The sequence below is a fragment of the Streptomyces odontomachi genome (assembly GCF_024435355.1).
GTDB lineage: Bacteria > Actinomycetota > Actinomycetes > Streptomycetales > Streptomycetaceae > Streptomyces > Streptomyces odontomachi.
The window spans coordinates 26383-45169 of sequence record NZ_JAMJWG010000011.1; the positions used below are offsets into that span (position 1 = coordinate 26383).

Genomic DNA, 18787 nt, shown 5'->3' on the forward strand with positions numbered 1-18787 from the left:
GCTCACAAGGACGACATGCCGTCGGCCAGGGTGGCTGATGCGGACTGCGGGCCCCCGGGCTGCCGGGTGGCCGCGCGCCTGACGCTACACGGCCGCGCTCCGGCGGCGGGTGGCGAGTGCTGTCCGGCCACCGCTATCGGAGCAGGAGTCACGGCGGGCTGCTCCGGCGCGGCCTGGGCAAGCGCGGCTTCGGGCGGGGCTGCTGACGGCTCCTGCGGCTGCCGGCGCCGGCGCGTCCATGCTTCGTTGCCGGCGTAGTACAGGAGGTTGATGGTCACGATGGCGGGCGCCACGATGCCGACGGTGCCGGGGAAGTCCCGCTCCAGGGTGAGCGCCAGGATGATCGCGGTGATCCCGTTCTGCTGGCCCAGGGCCAGGTGGACGAGGTCGGTGCGGGCAAGACCGGGCATCAGCCTGGGCACGATCAGCAGCGCGATGACCGCTTGGGCACCGAACGCGGCCAGCCCGAGCACCACACCGCGCCACGGCGAGAATCCGCCGACGACCAGCAGCCCCAGGCCGAACGAGGCGACCAGGAAGGCCACCGGCACCGCCCGGCCGATCACCTTGCGGACCAGGTCGACACGGAGGAAGAGCCCGGCCAGCGCCACCGCCAGCATCAGCATCCAGACGGCGGCGACCACCAGCAGTGCCGCCAGCAGAAGCAACGCGGTCACCTCCTGCACCCGGCTTCGACCTGCCGCCTTCGTCCGCCTGCGCCGCAGCCGACGCGGCAGGAACCAGGCGGCGGCCACCGCGGCGAGCAGCAGCGCGTTCCAGCCGAAGCCCAGGGCGTAGGCCGCCAGGCCGTCCCCGGCCGGTCCCGTGCTCGGCGCCCCGGAACGGCCGGAGACCTGGTAGGCGAGGACGGAGGCGTAGAGGGTGAGCAGGACGGTCATCGGGTCGTCGAAGGACGCCCACGCCGACAGCAGCGATTTCGCCCGCGGTGACATGCGATGACGGTTGTTCATCGCGGCCACCGACAGCGGGTCGATCTGGGCGACGGCGATCCCCAGGACGAGGTACTCGGGCCGGTGGAACGCCAGCACCATCACGGCGGCGATCAGCGACGCCTTCACCACGACACCGAGGGTGACGGCCACGAGCACGGTGCGCAGGTCCTGCCGCATCTCGCGCGGCGCTATCTCGTAGGTGCTGCCGAACAGCCCGACGCCCAGCAGCAGTCCGGCCAGGAACAGGTACCAGGAGTGGTCGGTGAGGCCATCCGGTCTGGTCACCGCCCCTGTCACGAGCCCGAGCACCAACGCGCCCAGCGACCCCGCCACGATTCCGGGTAAGCCGGGTAACAAAGACACCTGGCCACGGCGTAAGAACCGCGCGCCGAAAGCTGCACTGCGCCGCATATGCACCGCCTGATCCCCCGCCTCGGTGAGTCCACCCCACTTTCCATTGTAGAAATGACCCGCCATCACGGGAAGAACGGCTCACCGCCCGGCTGAAAACCGACAATCATCCCGGTGGGGGTGGGGAATCCCGTATGCATCGTGGGCCTCATACGGAAGCCTTGCCGGTTGGGGATCGTGGGGGTGCCTTGCCGGTTGGGCATCGTGGGGGTGCCTTGCCGGCTGACGGAGCCCGCGGTACCGGATTCGTTGTTCGGCAACGCGGACGAGCAACGTTCCCAAGCCGCGGGACTGCGGCGCCGGCAGCACGGCGAGCTGCCACAGGGTTCCGGCTTCCTTGGAGACCTGATAGTCGATGCCGCAGATCGCCACCGGCAGGTCCGCAGGAGTGCATAGCGTTCACCACATACCTCACGGCCATGCGCGCGAACCAGAAGCGCAAACGCAACCTGATGCGACTCCTCGACGAGAACGGTCTGTAAGGGCGGCCGGTCCCCGAGGACCCCGGCGGTCAGTGCGTCCGGTCGAGGAGGGAACCGATCAGTGTGCGCAGTTCTCGGACCGGGCCCGGTCGCAGCCCGGCCTGGTCAAGGAGACCGGTGGCCCGGGCGAGGTGGTCGCGGGCCTCGGCCCGGCCGGCCGCCTGCCCGCCGGCTTCGGCCACAAGTGCCGCCGCGCGGGAGGCGGAGGGGGCGTCGAGCGGCCCGGGCGCCTGAAGGAGTGCGAGCAGCTCGCGGGCGGCCGGGCCGCCGGTCGCGAGAGCGGCGAGCACCGGGTAGGTCTTCTTGCGTTCCTTGAGGTCGCCGTGGACGGGCTTGCCTGTCGTGTGCGGGTCGCCCCAGATGCCGAGCAGGTCGTCCACCACCTGGAAGGCCACGCCCAGGTGGCGGCCCGCTTGGTCGAACGCCGCCACGGTCGCGTCCGGTGCGTCCCCCAGTTCGGCACCGAGCGCGGCGGCACAGCCGAGGAGCGTGCCGGTCTTGTGCTCGGCCATGGTGCGGTAGTCGTCCAGCCGCACGGCGGTCGGCCCGCTCCAGGGCAGCCGCGCGAAGCGCAGGTCGTCCGCCTGGCCGTGCACCAGCGCGAGCAGCGTGTCGGACAGCCGCCGCACCGCCTGCGCGGTGCGCGGGCCCGGTGTCCGGGCGAGGCACTGCACCGCAAGGGCGTGCAGGGCGTCACCGGTGAGAATCGCGGGTCCGATGCCGTAGGCCGACCACATCGCGGCACGCCCGCGGCGGGTCGGATCGCCGTCCATGATGTCGTCGTGCAGCAAGGAGAAGACGTGCACCAGTTCGACCGCGACGGCCGCCGGACGGGCGACGAGAGGATCGGCACCGACCGCTTCGGCAGCCAGCACGGCCAGGGCCTGCCGCAGCCCCTTCCCCTGGGAGGCCGCTCCGTCCGGGGTTCCGGAGGTGTCGCACCAGCCGAGTGCGTACGCCGCCTTCTTGCCGGTCCATGGGTCGAGCCGGCGGATCGTGTCCACGAGTACGGGGCGCACGAGGCTGCGGCAGCGCGCGAGGGTGTCGGGGACGGGGACGGGGACGGGGACGGGGACGGGGGTCGGGACCGGGGTCGGGGTCAGTCTCGGGGCCTCGACGGCGGGCGTGGCGACTTGTGTGGAGGGTGCGGTGCCTGGTGTGGCCGATGCGGCCTGCGGGTGCGGGGTGGTGCCTGGTGCGGCCAGTGCGGCGGCTGGCGGGTGCGGGGCGGTGGAGGCGGGCCCGGTCGGCGGGGAGAAGAGCTGAGTCATGGAACTCATCACCACGCATCGACCTCCGCGGTCCTGGCCACCGTACGGGCTGCCGACGGAAGCACGCCGGCGTCGGCGAGCGCGGCGAGACGGCCCGCTCCGGCCGGTGCGAGGGGCACGTCCGCGGCCGGCGTGCCGTCGCTCCGGTCATCGCGCGGGCCAAGACCAGGGCCAGGGTCGGGCAGCGGACCCACGCCGAGCTCGGCCGCAGCTTTGTCGACCATCTCCCGGGCGTGATGCAGTCCGATGACCCGCAGCCGGGCACGTAGTTCGGCCAGGTCGGCGGCGGTCCGGGCGGTGTCGCGACCCAGCCGGGCGAGCGCCTTGGTCAGGCCGAGACGGGCCAGCGCGGTGCCCCGGGGCTCGGCGATCCCCTCGAACTCCGTCAGGGCGTACGCGTACGTGTCGCGGGCCTCGGCATAACGTCCGGCACGGTAGAGGACGTTGCCGCGCATCTTGTGGTTGAAGGCGAGCGCGCTGCGCAGGTCCATCGCGCGACAGGTCTCCTCGGCCTGCGACAGCAGCGACAGCGCCTCCTCGGTGCGCCCGTCGCGTGCGGAGAGCACGTCGGCCATGCCGCGCATCGCCCATGCCCAGCCCCGCCGGTCGTCGGCCGCGCGGGCCGTCTCGGCCGCCTCCTCGAAGAGGGCGAGAGCCCGGTCGTAGGAGCCGTTGTTGCGGTGCATCTGCGCGATGCCCTCCAGGGCCCACACCGTGTGCCGGGCCTCACCGCGTCGGCGCGCCTCAGCCAGCAGTTGCTCGTGGAGGCGCTCCACGGCCGCGTAATCTCCCTGTATGCGGCCCGTCTCGGCGAGTCCGGCGAGGGAGTAGCCGAGGGCCACGACGTCACCGCTGCGCTCGCCCCATTCCGACGCCAGCCGCAGCAGCCGGTACGCCAGCCGGAACCTTCCCGTCTGCCGGGCCAGCGTGCCGCCGCTCCACAGCGCCCAGGCCATCCCCGCCTGGTCACCCGCCGAACGGGCGGTCCGGTAACTCGACTTCCAGGCACCATCGGCCTGAGCCGTCCGGCCGAGCCTCCGGTACGCCTCCGCAACGGCGAGCCCGCACCGCGCGGCCTCCCGCAGGTCCCCGGCGGACTCGGCGGCGCGCAATTCCTCGATACCACGGGCCAGCACGTCGCTGACCGAGGCGTTCACCGAAAGGGACCCGAGCACTCCCTGGTACTCCGGCGCCGAGGCCCGCCGTGCGCCGTCCGTCTCCGGGGACCGCGAACTCCGCGCCCCTTCGGTCTCCACCTGACTCATGTGGCCGATCATCAGACTCTTCCTGCCGGTTGTGCTGGATGCGACGTGAGGCAAGATGCGGCGGCGGCTGAAGGAGGTTCAGGCAACGGCCCGATTTCCGTCCACAAGCGGACCCTCGTAGTCCTCAGGTACCACCCCGCCCGGAGGGAAGGCCCACGGCAGGGGCTTGCCGTCCGAGTCCGAAGTGGTGTACCTCCCGCACCGGCGACGCCGACGGGCCGCCGCCGTCGATTGCCCTGTCTGCCCCATCTCGCTTCGATCACCCTGGCCGGTGTAGCGGACGCCACAGGAATGAATGAGCGAATACGGGAGAGGGGCACTGCCACCTACGGGAAGGCACCCTTGTGACGACGGCTGCACACGATTCACGAGACACGGCTCCGGCGAGCCCCGGAACACGCCGCTTCCTGCGGCGCCTCACGGCTGCCACCGGCGGCGGTATGTTCATCGACGGGTTCGTCTTCGCCTCGGTGGCGTCGGCCCTGGCGGGCACCGCGATGGCTCGTGATATCGGTGTCACCTCGACGTGGAACTCGCTGATCTCGTCGTCGACCCTCATCGGCACGTTCTTCGGGGGCCTGTTCCTCGGATACGTCACCGACAGGCTCGGTCGCCGGCCCATGTTCACCATCGATCTGTCAGTGTTCCTCGGCTGTGCTGTGCTGATGTTCTTCGTGACGGCGGCCTGGCAGGTGTTCGCCCTGGGCCTGGTCATGGGGCTCGCGGTCGGTGCCGACTACTCCATCGGGTCGCCGCTGCTCGCGGAGTTCGCGCCCACCCGGAAGCGCGGAAACTACCTCGGCATCCTGGAAATCCTGTGGAACGTCGGCTACGTCGTCGCGTACCTCATCGGTTACCTGGTCAACACGAACTGGCCTGACGCCTGGCACTACACGCTCGCCGCCAGCACCGTCCCCGCCGTCGTATGCCTGCTCCTCCGGCACGGCCTGCCCGAATCGCCCCGCTGGCTGATCTCCAAGGGGCGCCACAAGGAAGCCGCCGACATCGTCGAGCAGGACCTCGGGGTGTCGATGGACACCGAGGACTGGCGCGACGAGCAGGCCGAGGAGACCCGCTACCGGGAGCTGTTCTCGCCCGACTATCTCCGGCGCACGGTGTTCACGTGCGTCTTCTGGATCTGCATCGTCCTCCCGTACTTCGCGCTGACGTTCTTCCAGCCAACCGTGCTCAGGGCGATCGGACTCGGCGGCAGTGCGCTCGCTGGCGCGCTGCTCGGCACCTTCGTAGCGCTGGTCGGAGCCGCTACGGGGTGGTTCCTGGTCGATCGGATCGGCCGGCGGACCATCCTGATCTGGCCGATGTTCGGTTGCGCGCTCGCGCTGTTCCTGGTGGCGCTGGGCTCGCTCCTGCCGGTATGGCTCGCGACGGCGTGCTTCTTCGGCTATCTCTTCTCGTACGGGATCATGAGCATCCTGCCCGGCATCTACCCCGAAGAGGTCTTCCCGACGTCCATACGCACCTCGGGCGTGGGCCTGTCCTCCGCGGCCAGCCGAATCGGCGCCGCGCTCGGTACCTTCGTGCTGCCGCTCTCCCTCGACCACCTCGGCCTGAGCTGGTCGATGGTGTTCATGGGCGTCGTGTCGCTCATCGGCGGTGTCACGTCACTGATGTGGGCACCCGAGACGAACAACGTAGTGCTGACACGGTCCGGCCACCGCCAGGCGGACGGCAAGGGCTGGTGGGTGAAGGGCGCACTGATTCCGCAGCGGCAGGGCTGACCTGCACAGGGGCCGGCTCTTCGGTCCCGGCGGGCTCTCCGGCGCCGGCGCGCCCCCGTCCCCTCAACTGATCCCGGAGAGACGGACACGGAGCAAAGCGCCGCCATGGTCTCGAGACGCGCCGTGCGCCTGAAGGAACGCGGCTGCTGCAAATACGCCCCAGGGTATGAACCTGCGCAGGTCCGACCGCGAGGGAAGGCAGTGATCAGAGGCGGTGCAGGTCCTCGCGGGACCTGGCGGAGGGCGGGGGATGTGGGGCAGGGGAACAGGGGAAACCACCGAGCGTTGGTCAACTGGTGATTCAGATGATCTTCAGTTGAAAAGGGCAAGCCTCACTTCGCCTAGCGCAGCTTGCGGTCCTGCCTGCCACAGTTGGGCTGCGGCGACTTCTTGCGCTTGGTGCCTCGTGCATCCGTCAGCTTTGGGGCACCTCCGGTGCGAGGCGTGCGATCGTCTCGGCGAACAGCCGCTGATCGGCCGTGTAGTAACGGGTACGGATCCACCAGAGCGCGAAGAACTGGCGCTGCGTCGGTGTCGTCAGCGCGATCAGCAGCTCCCGCTTAACGGCCTCATCCCGCTCCGACAGCACCACACCCCGGGCGTTGGCTGCATAGGCGACGGCAAAGTCCTTGAGCCGTTGTGAGGGCCAGCTACCGGCGTATGTGAAGGCGTTGTCGACCATCCATCGTGTGGCGTCGTCGAGTTGCTGTAGCCACCGTTCTCGCTCCCCCTTCACCCGGTCCCGAAGGCTGCGACTCCAGTCGGAATCGTCCACCGGGGTCTGCTCCAGGAGCGTGCATGTCGCCAAGACCGTCATCAGATGTGTGCCGAAGGTGTCGCGTGCGGCATGGGCCTCGCCAATCCGCTTCTTGCGGGCGTCCAGCCGGGGGGTGGCGACCAGGCCAACGGTGATTGTGGTGACCAGGGCGGTGATGGTGGCCGCCAGGAGGGTCCACAGGAGGTTCATGGCACAACATGCTCCCGTATCGGGCAGGAAGTCCTGGGCGGTTGGCCCGGGTGGCTTGTCAGCTTGGCGACAGGTCCCAGGAGCCGATGACAAGGTTCCGCGAAGTTGGGCTCCAGATAGAGACTTAACATCTGCCGAGCGGCTTCTCGCCCCAATTGGTCTTGTGATTGTTCGGCTTGCGAGGGCCCTGCTCCACAGATCACCGTCTGCGCACGAATACCCGTTGCCCCGAGACCAGTGGGCATCCGTGCGTAGGCTGAGCTGAGCCAGGCAGAACCTTCAAAGGTTGCTCGTAGCCGCTGCCGGAGTAGATCAGTTGACGGCCGAGGCTGAGTCCACGGGAAGAGACAGTAGACCGTCCGCAAACAGCCAAATCCGGAGCGCGATCGAGGCTAGGTAGCTGCCGCGCACGCGGATGCGGTGTTCGTCCCAATGAGCGGCCCAGTCGGTGATACCGCTGTCCTCGGGAGAGTTGAGCAGGGTGCCATGAGTGAGGCGCAGCAGACTGTGCTCGCCGAGCAATTGCTTCTTGCTTTCCCAAGCCATGTTCCCCAGGGCGGGGTTGAGCCGGCCAGTCAGCAAGGTGAGATTGCCGAGTGTATGTACCAACTCATCGCGTTCAGCCCCTTCCTGGAGGTCGTCCTCAAGCACTGGCCAGTTGTCGCGCCAGCTCTGCGGCATGACGTGCTCGATGGTCAATTTCGCACTGACCTGTTCACCGACAGGGGGAACGAGCTGCTCGGTGTGGTCGGTGCGTAGTGCGTCCTCCAGCGCTTCGAGCAGAATGCGGACACGGCTGCGGTACAGGCGGGAGTAGAGCGGGGCCTGTTCCAGCGCGGTACGGAATTCTGCGTCCGTGGGCCACTGCCGGTGAGGCCCCTGCATGGACGAAAGGGTTTTGATGACCGCTTCGTCCGCGTACTCGGGCTGCCTGGCTGCGGCCGTTACGAGCTCCCGGAAGACATGGTTGTAATCGCGGTTGGTCAGGTTGAGGATCGTCCGGCGCATGAGGTAGCTGTCGACCGCACGGATCGCTCGAAGCCTGCGCTCGCTGGAGAGGACGCCCTCTTCCAACCCGTAGAGGAACAGTAGTAGGGGCATCGGGGTGGAAGTGTCCATGACCTTCATCCGGTACAGGAAGCGGCCTTCGACTCCATCGGTGGGGTGATGGTCAATGCGCTCGTAGATGTCGGCGTACCGGGCGAGTTCGGCGAAAACGTCCTCTGTGGAGGCGGACGATGCTGCGAGCCAGCGTTCGAACTCCTTGAAGAGGGCGGATGAGGTGAAGTCACGCCGGCTGCGCATGATGAGCCAGTGGGTCAGGAAGACATCCAGACGGCTGCGGGTGATGCGACCGGTCCTCTGCTCGGTGCGCCACTCGTCCTGGTCGAAGGGGAACCAGTACGTGGTGTAAAGCCGATCGACGTCTGCCCCGGCGTGCTCGGCAGTGCGGAACAGCAGGTTCTTGATGAGGTCCGCCTTCTCGAGCGGAGTGCCACGGCTGTTCAGCGTCTCGAAGACAACCTGAGCGTCGTCGTGCTTCTCCAGGTCGATGATCACCAGACGCAAATGTTCCCGCATCGTCTGTACCAGTGCGCCGAGACGCTCCTCGGGATCAGTTGCCTCGGCAAGCCAGGAGCTTATTTCCTGCTGGAAATAAGCGACGGCCTGCGCGAGCCGTCCGGTACCGCCATGCCCCGTCATCACGGTGCGGAATTCTTCTCGGTCCGCGTTGGTGGGCCAGATTTTGTAGAGGTGGTCGGGGTGGCCGTCCCGGTCGAACAGATCCTCGTCGTTCTCCAGGAATTTGCTGAGCAGCCGTACGGAGCGTTCGTGATCGAGGGCCGTGGCGGAGATTCGGGCAGCGAATAAGAAGAGTTGCAGTGTCGTCAAGCGCTGCTGGCCGTCGATGACCTGCCGGGTCTCCAGGTTCGACGATAGGTAGGGCGTCTCGTCGAAGACAAGGGCGCCGAGGAAGTGCGGCGCCACAGTCTCGTTCTCCGTTGCTTGTTCGGCAAGCTCGATGGTTCGCCGGATATCAGCCCACAAGGGAGCCCAGTTTTCGTCCCGATCCCACACGTAAGGCCTCTGAAACAAAGGCACCGTATAGCGGATGTCTCTGCCGAAGATCCGTCGCAGATCGACTGTGTCTGCCCGCACGTGCTCGCTCCCTTGTGGCTCAGCAGTAACCGCAATAAGATCGGCCCTGCACAACTATCGATATCGTCGTGTGTCGAATGCAGTCCCGGGCTGACCCGGCTCCTCGAATCGGTCAGCCGCGACGGCACCCTCCGGTCACTTACTCATCCCCGGCGCCGTCTGTATCCGACGGATTTCCTCCGGATGTGAGCGTCGCGCCGAGAAACGGGCTGGGCGCTCCGTGCCAAAATAGATCGACACTGTCCCGAGCCCTGGTGGCCGCCACGAAAAGCAGGGACCTCGCCCGCTGGATCTCGTGTCGATAGCGCACCGGATCCGTAGCGCGCAGGCGTTCGACGACGTCGCGCGGCACGATACCGTCCGCCACTCCTGCGATGATCATCCGCTGGTATTCGAGTCCTTTGAAGCGGAACATGGTGCCGACGTGCACTCCGTCGGCGCCGTGCGGGCCGTCCGAACGGATTTCGACCGAATGGATACCGTGCAACCTGAGCGTGTAACCCACCTCGGTTGCCATCTGATTAGTAGGGACACAGATGGCGATCTGTTCGTGCGGAATGCTCAGTTCTGAACTGGCATCCCAATCCTTGATCAGGGCAGCGATGCCGTCCCGTTCTGCCGCCCAGTCGACGAACGCGTGTCCGACCGGCTTACTCCCGCTGAGCACCGAGCGGTACCCGGCCAGGGTCTCCTCGCTGCCGTCCAAATCGTCGTACTTGGTGTCGCCCAGTACGCCGAGAGCCGAGCGCAGGATCTGCCGCGTCGTGCGGTAGCTCAGGCTCAGCTTCGAGGCGCGGCCACGGATGTTGATGCCCAGGCTGCCAAGCGTCACCTGGTTCTTATAGATGCGCTGATGGGTGTCGCCGACCAGGAACAGGTCGTTCTCGCCGCGAGGAGTCATCGCGCGCAGCATCTTCCAGTGGGCGGGCCGCAGGTCCTGCGCCTCGTCCACGACGACGTGCCGATACCGGAATCGCAGCCATCCCCCCGAACCGTCCTGGAGATGGATGTTGTCAAGGCCACCTGCCTCCTCACGCTGCTGCGCGATCCTGAGGATGCGTTGCTCGCGTTCCATCTCCAGACGGGCGGCGCGCTCGGCCACCTGGTCCCAGGTTTGCCGTCCGAGGCGGTCGAGACGTTGGGTAAAGCGGTCGGCCAGCTGCCATATATCCGCGCGTTCTTGACGGCTGACGTTCTTGCCACGCCCAGCACGGCGCGCCCGGAAATACTCGGTGCGGGTGCCGACGGCCTGGCCGAGGATGACCTGCGTCCATTCGTCGTGGAGGAATTCAGGGTCCCAGTTGTTTTCCCCGAGCTCATCGAGGAGCCCTCGCCATTCCCGTACGGCTTGGCTGTCGTCGATCGTCTGCTTCCTGTTGCCTGGTTCAGCTTCTCGGACGATGCGCAGCGCCAGCTGGTCCACATGGCTCACCTCGACGCGGGCCAGCAGCTCCTCGCCGCCCAGTTCCAGCAGCCGGGAGCGCAGGTCGGCAGCCAGGTTCTTGTTGTACGTCGTCAGCAGGACTGGTTTGTCGCGGCCGGCCGAGAGCTGCCCCACGAGGAATCGCACCCGGTGCAGGGCGACGATGGTCTTACCGGTACCAGGACCGCCACCCACCCGGGCGGGGCCGTTGTAGTGCCGCTCGACCAGCTTTGCCTGTGTGGGGTGCAGAAAGACCTTCCACCGGCCGAAGTCGCCGCTTTCCAAGGCCTCCTTCAGGGCGTCATCGGTCGTGGTGACGACGGTTGCCGGGCGCTGAACGGCCGCCTCGAAGTCATCCGGGTCGACCGGTTCGGTGGCGGCGACCGGCCTGGTCACCTGGTCGAGTACGGCGTCGTACGATGCGCCGTCGAACAGCGCGAGCAGGACCTCGCCGGTGAGCTGCGGGGCGTACTCGATCAGGCCGAGGAGTTGGTCCTCCGTGGTGAGCGTGCGGATGACCGGCAGCAGGGGTTCGGCGACTCCAAGGTCCGAGAGCTGTTCGTCGGACCATGCCGCGAAGAGGGTCTGGGCCGTTTCCGGAGGAGTCGGTGCTGCTGGCGCGGTATCCGTGGGGGACGGTGGCGGTGCTGGAAGGCGGCGGAGGATGCTGTCTTCCACCACCTCCAGGTCCACGTATTCGATTCCGCCGGTGATCTGGTTGACGCCATAGGACAGACGGTCGTAGACGTCTTTGCGGTGCTTGACGGAGACGATCAGCCAGTCGTCGTCGGCGAGCCGCAGGAGCAGCGCTCGGTACTCGTCGTTGACCCGTGCTGACCACAGCCTGCTGTCACCCTTGAGCTGCTGGAGCTTCAACCCTGCTGTGTTCGGGTTGGTCCTGAACTTGTGCTGGAAGTCGAAGAACGCCCCCTTGACCGTGCGGGGGAGTTTGCGGATCTCCTTGTCGGCCTTGTCGAGCAGGCGCAGTGTGACGCCCGAGGTGTTCATCGCTTCCGCTCTCCGTCGCTCGTGGTGCTGCCGTGCTGCTGTCCGGTGAGCCGGGCTATCAGTGACTCCTGGCCCCATTCGGTCGCGGTGCGGACCTCCCAGCCCGCATCCGCGAATGCCTTGTCGCGGTCCTCTGCCTCGTGGTCCGGCTCGACCCCGTGTGCGAGGGGCGCGAGGACCACGCCGACACGGGCATCGGGCCAGGCCAATTCGGCCTGCCAGCCGTGCTCGTCGAGTTCGTAGCCATCGCGTGGGGCGGGCACCCCGGCGTCGGCCAGCGCCTGCGCGAGGCCGGCAAGGCCCGGTTCCTCCGGATCGAGGTACTCGATGACCCGCTCCCAGCCCGCATCCTGCTCCGAGGCTGCGACCGTGGCCTTGTCGGCTGCTCCTGGTACGGGTGTGACGCGCGCGCTCGCGCTGTGCGCCGGCACGATCGGTTCGTCGACGGTGGCGGGTGCATCCTCGGCGCGCGGGGAGGCCGGGGTGTGCACCGACGTCAGCCAGCCGGTTCCGCCTGTGACGGTGAGCAGCTCGGGGGCGAACCCGTCGAGCATGCTGGTGGTCAGCTGAGCACTGTCACCGCCGCCGTACTCCAGGAACTGCAGCACGTTGCTCCAGTACAGCCAGGCCTGCCAGCGCCGCTTGTGAGCCTGCTCATCTGCCAGGGCCGCATCGCCGTCGTCCAGGACGCTGAGTCCTGTCCAAACCGGCGGCGTGCGCCTGCCGTCCGCAGCCAGCACCAGACGGCAACCCGACGTATCGGCGCCGAATAGCAGCCGCACCGGTCCCGAGGCCCCCCGCACCGCACCGCCGCCCAGAGCCTCTCGGATGCCATCGGTGACCTCTTCACCCGCGAGCGCGATGGCACGGACGCCGTCAGTCCCACTCAGACCGGCGGCGACCGCTTCCGCCCGGTGCTGCCACCGCCCGGGGTCGGGGGAGCGGAGATAGGAGAGGAGCAGCCTGACGGGATTGACCCACACTGTTTCCGCCAGCTCGCCGGGTAGACCCCCGCCCACGCGTTCGTAGTAGTCACGGGCCCGTTTGCGGCCGCTCGTGCCGTACGGTTCCCACACCGGATTGTTCGACTTCGCTGCCGCGTACCCCGTGTCCTGGACCCGCTGACGCCACTCCTTGACGTCGTAGAAGGTCAGCTGGAACACCCGCAGGCCCTCCGCCCTCAGCCGTGTCCGTTTCATGGCGTCGTCGGCGAGCCGGTTGTGTTCGCGGGTGGCGTGGTAGGCGTAGCCGTCCAGATACAGAGCCACGCGCGGGCCAGGAGCGTCGAGTCGTTCGAGGAGTACATCGGGCCGGGTGCCGTCCAGGACGCGCTGCTGCGAGACCCGCCAGCTCACGGTCGTGCCCTCCGCCGCCGTCAGCCGCAGGTCGAGCGCGTAGGTGCCTGCCGAGGTGGTGTACGTGTCCGCGGCAGCCCCGGACTCGGTGAGTTTCGCCCAGTCCTGAAGGGTGTCGAGGAAGAGGATCTCCAGGTCACTCTCCGCCTGCCGCTGGAGCGGGATGTGCCGTGTGGTCGCGACCGGTGAGGTCTTCCAGCGCTCACCGTCGGTGCCGAGCAGCTCGTCCAGCATCTGCCTGACTTCGTTGCGGCTCACCCTGTCGTAGTCGGCGGCGGGGACTCGTCGCAGGAGGCACTGGTGGCAGCCGTCGAGTCCTTTTTCCAGGCATGCGCACCCCTCGATGACCTCGCGTGCCATCAGGAGCACCTCGCGGAAGCCATCGGCGGACGCCAATCGGTGCAGATACCCGGTGCCGCCTGGAAGGCGGTCGTAGACGACGAGAAAGCGCCTCGGCCAGTCGGCGCTCGAATCGCCCGCATGGTCCGGCATCGTCGCCTCGGCGATGTCGATGTGATCGGGGTCGCCGCCGTAGCGGGCGGCTATGCCGGCGAACAGCGCAGCGGTGAAGGAGGCGAGCCGCTCCTTGGCACGGGCCACTGACGCGGGCAACAGGATGCGCACTGCCTCCGTGGTCAGCTCGTGGGCGAGCAGGAGTGGGACGTCCTGTCCTCTGCCTGGGCCGCTTGCGGCGTCCCTATCCGTGCCTTTGCCCCGGCGTCGGGGGCACCACAGCAAATGATGCTTGGCTGCCGGGGAGCCCACTGCTCCTGATTCGGTCAGCGCGTGCTGCGGCACGTCTGCCACCGGGCGGCCGTCGGCCGTCGCGCCGCCGCAACTGGTACAGACGAAGAAGGGGTTGAGACGCACATCGCGCCCCGCCACCGGCACCGTGCTGCTACCGTCCTCGCGGTCGAGTCCCAGGTTGAGCGTCCGGATCTTGGCCTGGCGGGTGAAGTCGACGCCGAAGACAGCGGTGTCGTGCCGCCAGGAGCCGGGTGCCAGGCGTTCGGGGTCGATGTCGACGGTGGTCAGGGTCGCATAGTGCCTGCGATCGCGCTCGTCACGGTCGTCCCGCACCCGGGCGTCGTCCCGCTTGTCTCGTGAGAGCACCCTCCTCGGCTGGAGTACGTACTGCACGCACCCCGCATCCGCGATTTCCCGCCCGCCGCAGCGCGGACACGGCCCGGTGTCATGCTCGGCGCCGCTGGTACGCACATAGCCGCAGCCGGGACAGAGCCGCCAGACCGACCACGCCCGGCGCTCGGGGCTGCCGATGTCGAGGGCGCGCACCACATGGCGGTAACCGTTGACGTAGAAGCTGTTGCCGGGGGCGAGCTCGGTGAGCGCCAGCTTGCGGGAGCGTTCGTATCCCCGCGTTTCACTGCGGTAGACCTTGCTGGGCGGGCCGTCCTTTGCTCCTGTGCCCTCGGCGCTCTCGTCGTCGCCCTGGGCCTCGTTCCAGTAAAGCGTCGCTTCCAGTTGCGTAGTGGTGTCGGTCAGGCTGTAGTTGGGCAGCAGCCCCAGCTCCACCAGCGTGGCGTGGGCGCTCGACTGGCTCAGTTCGCGCAGCAGGTCACCGGTGCCACGGCGCTCGGCCAGCAACTCGCGCCTCTCACGTTCCTGTGACTCGTCTGACCTGGCCAGCTGCTCGGCGGCCTGGTCGATGGCGGCGATCCTGCGACGTAGTTCTTCACGCCGGCCCGTCCAGTCCTCTTCGGCCTCCTGAAGCGCGCGGACAATGCCGTCGGTCGCATAGGCCCTCAGTTCTTCGGCTGCGTACGCCGATATGCCGGCGTCGCTCGGGTCCTCTCCGCCGCTGCTGGGGGGGAACAGGGTCAGGAACCCATCGACGAGTTCCGCGCCATGGGTCTGTGCGGCGTCGGCCAGGTCCTGGCACCAGCCGCTGGTGCCAAACAGGGCAGACGACAGTCGAGGGAGGGGCGCCAGCACCTCCCCGTCAGAGGTGTGCAGTGCGCCCCGGGCGGCGAGGTCGATCAGCCGGGCCGTGTACTGGCGGCGCAGAATCTCCACCGCGGACAGGTAGCAACCCGGCGGCAGGATGGTCCCGGCGATCATCTCGCGCGGCTCGTCCAGGTAGTACAGGTCGCGTGCCCTGCGTCCGCCGAAGGCGACCACCAGCGCGTTGCCCGTCTGGCGGCCGGCCCGTCCGGCACGCTGGACGTAGCTGGCCGGTCCGGCCGGCAGGGAGCCGAGCAGGACGGCGGACAGTTCGCCGATGTCGATGCCGAGTTCCAGTGTCGGCGTACACGAGAGCACGTTGGGGTCGGTGTAGTGCGTTCCTGCTCTGAAGGCGCGCTCCACGCGTTCGCGTTCCGGGCGGATGAGCATGCCGGTGTGCTCGGCGGTCACGACACGGAACGTGCCACCGGTGAGATAGAGACGCCGGTAGTAGTCGCCGGTGTAGTCCCGCTCCTCGGCGGCGTCGCCCCTACGGGAGAACGTCGGCTCGCCGCGCTGTGCGCCCGGTTGCGGTGCGGTCAGCCGCCCACCGCAGCGGTACCGCGGGCAGGGGTGCCCGTACCAGCGGGTTCGGCGCTCGGGCGCGACGATCTGCTGCCATCCGCAGTCCTCGCAACTGACGAAGGCCTTGTTGACGACGGCGTCGCCGAGCAGCCGCACTTCGATGTGCCCCGGTTGCAGCCCGTAGACGCGGGTCTGCCGGTCGCGTGACGTGCGTACCGCCAGGGCACGCTCCTCGGCGAGGGCGGGCAGTAACCTGCGCAAGTACTCGACAGCTCCCGCCGCGTCCAGGCCCAGGCACCTGCGGGTCCAGTCCTGGTACCAGCCCAGGCGTCCCGTGATGGCATCGAACTCGGTCCTGTCCTTCTGCCCGTCCAGCAGGAAGCGCGGAGGGGCCACCCCCTCCGGGAACGCAGGCATACCGTCGGGCCTGCGCCCCCATATGACGTAGCGGTTGGCACCAGCCTCCTTGATCCAGGTGTCCAGCCAGCGGTGTCGTATCGCGCCGCGCATCCGCAGCCGCTCCAGCAGCCCCCGTACATAGGCCAGATAGCGCTCCGGTGTGGGCAGGCCGCCTCCCACCAGGAGTTGCCCCGGCAGGGACAAGTGCAGATCACGGGCGAGGTCCGTGATGCGGTCGGGCTCGGCCACGGCCACCTCGGCGGCGGCGGTGCGGGTCAGCTCCAGGGTGCGGCCCATGCGGCTGCGCAGCCCGAACTCCATCACCGTCGCGAAGGCGAGGCGCTCTCCGATCAGCTTCCAGGTCCGTGCGTCGCCGGTGCCGCGGCCGGACAGCAGGCGGTCGACGCCCGGCTCGTCGTGCAGGTCAGGAGGGACTACGGCGGCCAGCGCTTCCGCGTCGTCCACTGAATCCAGGACATGGCCGATCAGGTCGTTCAGCGGGACGGGCGCCCCTGACTCGTCCAGGTTGTGAGCGAGCAGCGAACGCAGCGAGAACTTGTACGAAGCGTTGGCGACGTAACCCGCCCGGTGCGCCGCGTCCTGCGTGGAGTCGTTGAAAAGCAGTGTCTTGCGCTCTTCCGGGACGAGCGCGATGTCGCCGCCGGTGAACAACTGGGTCACCGTCGCTGAGGCGAGGGCCGCCTGTGCCGTGCCGAGGAAGCGGATGCCGTTGTCGGTGTGGCAGGCCGGGCAACGGTCGTCTTTCGCGGCCCGGTCGGCGGTGTTCTTGTCGAGCAGGGCTCGCGCGAACCACGCGTCGACGAGTTCGCCGTCGTCCGCCGAGGTGGGTAGCCGGTAGGTGCCCTGGCCGCCGTCCAGTACCACGACCGACAGCGGGTCGGTCTTGCCGTCAGTGGGCCGCGCCCCCGTCAGCGCGTCCAGTGCCTGCTGCCGCTCGCCTTCGGTGGCGGAAATGAAGTAGCGGATGCGTCGCTTGTCCCGCCCGACAGCGGCCCGCCAGATGCGGTCCTGTGCAGTCACCAATTGCTGCGGGTCAGTCTCCGGGGACAGCGCCGCCCACCCGGAACGCCCGCAGTGACGGCAGTACACGGCCGGCAGGTGCACCTGCGCCGGTCGAGGCGCCGTGTCCGTGCCCGGCAACGGCTTCGGTCTGCTCGCCGAGGACGACGGCCAACTGCCGGACGACGTATCCGAGTCGTCGTCGCCGGCGGGTGCGGCGTGCAACGCGGCCCGCCGCGCTGCGGTCCGGTCGTCCGCGTACCAGCGGAATTCTGGCGTGTGCCCCACTCCGCGCAGCACCCGCGTCACTGGTCGCACCCACAGATGTGCCTCGATGTGCAGCAGGGACCGGGGCCTACGCTCGTCGGAGTCCGGGTCGCGGGCCGCGGACAGCAGCGCCACGAATCGGCCCAGCGCCTGGAGGACCAGCCGCGGGTTCTCCCGCGCGGTGCGGCCCCAGGAATACCCGAACCGGGCCAGACGGTCCTGTAACGCCCACTCGTCAAGGGGCTCCCCGCTGAGCAGGGACAGCACACCGTGGGTGAAGTCATGCCGCTTGAGCAACCGTCCGATGCGGAACGCATCGAGGCCTGCCCGCCCCAGCATCACGGTGGCGAGCGCGTCCAAATCCAGCTGGTCGGGCCGGGCCTCCACGTCCGGACCACCGGACACGGCCACGACCTCCTGCGGGGTGGGCGGCTCGGGCAGTTCGTAGTCCACGGACCCGGTGAACTCGTCCGCGGTCAGCCGCTCCTCGCCTATGACCGCGTTCGCCGGGAAGGGCATCCCGAACACCCGCGCAGCCACGTCGAGGACGCCTCCGGCCTCCTTGCCCGGCGCCCCCTCACCGAGCGTTGCCGAGGTAGCCACCGGGCATATCGACCCCAGCGGCCTGCCGGGCCGGGACGCACCGGTGGCGGCGCCCAGTCGCCGCAGCAGCATCGCGACGTCGGTGCCCTGCGCGCCGTCGTACGTGTGGAACTCGTCCAACACGACGTAGGCCAGGTCGGCGCCCTCCCACAGCTGCCGGTCCTCCCCGCGCTGCAACAGCAGGTCGAGCATCTTGTAGTTGGTGATCAGCACGTCCGGCGGCGACAACCGCATCTCGTCCCGGCGTGTCATCACCCGCCGGAAATCCGTATCGGGCCGATCCCCGATGTAGAGGCCTGCGGTGAGCTGTGCCAGTTCCGGCCGCGCCAGGTACTCGCCAATGCGCCCCGCCTGGTCGGTGGCGAGCGCGTTCATCGGATACAGCAGAACGGCCTTGACTCCGCTCCGCCCCTCGGCCTTCTGGCGTCGGCAGTGGTCCAGCACGGGTATCAGGAACGACTCGGTCTTGCCGGAGCCGGTGCCGGTCGTCACCACCGTCGGCTGGGCGGGACCGCGCAGCGTGGACAACCGAGCCCATGCCTTCGCCTGGTGACGCCAGGGCACGAACCCCGGAAAGCCCGGGAACCCCGGATGCCCCGTCGACCACTCGATGTCCTGCCGCCAGTCGTCGTCGGCGACGTGGAAGGGTGTCCTGATCCGCAGGTACGGCCCCCGGAATATGCCGGTCTCCGGATGCCCGAGGAAGCGTTCGAGGGCGCTGCGGGTGTCCTCGTCGGCGAGGGCGTACGTCGTCGTGAGGTATTGCGTCAGACTGCCGCGTAACTGAGCGGCGGCCAGGGTGGGCTTCAGGACGGTCCCCCTCGTACTGCTCTGTACTTGCGTACCGGTGCCCTGGTTAGGCGTACCACCGTATACGGCGCGACTGACAGATGACGCCCGTTCTCACTCGAAATGTCTGACCACCGAGGATCACGAATCGAACCGTCTGTGTCACATCGGCATCACATACACACTCG

At 68.4% G+C, this 18787-nt stretch carries 8 protein-coding genes and 1 pseudogene; 1 reads left to right on the forward strand and 8 read right to left on the reverse strand.

The genetic code is table 11. The features are described 5' to 3' along the window. Window positions 1-2: 2 nt before the first annotated feature. The 4 genes and pseudogenes from NQO67_RS22415 to NQO67_RS22430 form a co-directional block, all read right to left on the reverse strand. The gene (locus NQO67_RS22415; RefSeq protein WP_255951938.1) at window positions 3-1238 is read right to left on the reverse strand and encodes a cation:proton antiporter family protein; all 1236 of its coding nucleotides are present in this window, start codon (window positions 1236-1238) and stop codon (window positions 3-5) included. A 348-nt stretch (window positions 1239-1586) separates the two neighbouring features. Beyond that, window positions 1587-1760: pseudogene (locus NQO67_RS22420) on the reverse strand (GNAT family N-acetyltransferase); the annotation flags it as partial. Between the two features lie 115 nt (window positions 1761-1875). Then, window positions 1876-3126 carry a polyprenyl synthetase family protein gene (locus NQO67_RS22425; RefSeq protein ID WP_255951939.1) on the reverse strand — a complete coding sequence of 417 codons (1251 nt, stop codon included), beginning with the start codon at window positions 3124-3126 and terminating at the stop codon, window positions 1876-1878. Continuing rightward, the gene (locus NQO67_RS22430; RefSeq protein ID WP_255951940.1) at window positions 3126-4382 is read right to left on the reverse strand and encodes a tetratricopeptide repeat protein; all 1257 of its coding nucleotides are present in this window, start codon (window positions 4380-4382) and stop codon (window positions 3126-3128) included. Before NQO67_RS22430 ends, NQO67_RS22425 begins: the two co-directional genes overlap by 1 nt. A gap of 440 nt (window positions 4383-4822) precedes the next feature. On the opposite strand from NQO67_RS22430, the gene NQO67_RS22435 reads away from it, so the two are divergent. Next, window positions 4823-6121 carry an MFS transporter gene (locus tag NQO67_RS22435; RefSeq protein WP_255951941.1) on the forward strand — a complete coding sequence of 433 codons (1299 nt, stop codon included), beginning with the start codon at window positions 4823-4825 and terminating at the stop codon, window positions 6119-6121. Window positions 6122-6536: 415 nt separating this feature from the next. Here NQO67_RS22435 and NQO67_RS22440 read toward each other — a convergent pair whose 3' ends face one another. The 4 genes from NQO67_RS22440 to NQO67_RS22455 form a co-directional block, all read right to left on the reverse strand. Beyond that, the gene (locus NQO67_RS22440; RefSeq protein ID WP_255951942.1) at window positions 6537-7088 is read right to left on the reverse strand and encodes a hypothetical protein; all 552 of its coding nucleotides are present in this window, start codon (window positions 7086-7088) and stop codon (window positions 6537-6539) included. 312 nt (window positions 7089-7400) lie between these two features. Next, the gene (locus NQO67_RS22445; RefSeq protein WP_255951943.1) at window positions 7401-9248 is read right to left on the reverse strand and encodes a DUF262 domain-containing protein; all 1848 of its coding nucleotides are present in this window, start codon (window positions 9246-9248) and stop codon (window positions 7401-7403) included. 139 nt (window positions 9249-9387) lie between these two features. After that, complete coding sequence (locus NQO67_RS22450) at window positions 9388-11679, reverse strand: UvrD-helicase domain-containing protein (RefSeq protein WP_255951944.1); 2292 nt, start codon at window positions 11677-11679, stop codon at window positions 9388-9390. Beyond that, entirely contained in the window at window positions 11676-18620 is a 6945-nt protein-coding gene (locus tag NQO67_RS22455) for a DEAD/DEAH box helicase (protein WP_255952163.1), read from the reverse strand. Before NQO67_RS22455 ends, NQO67_RS22450 begins: the two co-directional genes overlap by 4 nt. Window positions 18621-18787 lie beyond the last annotated feature (167 nt).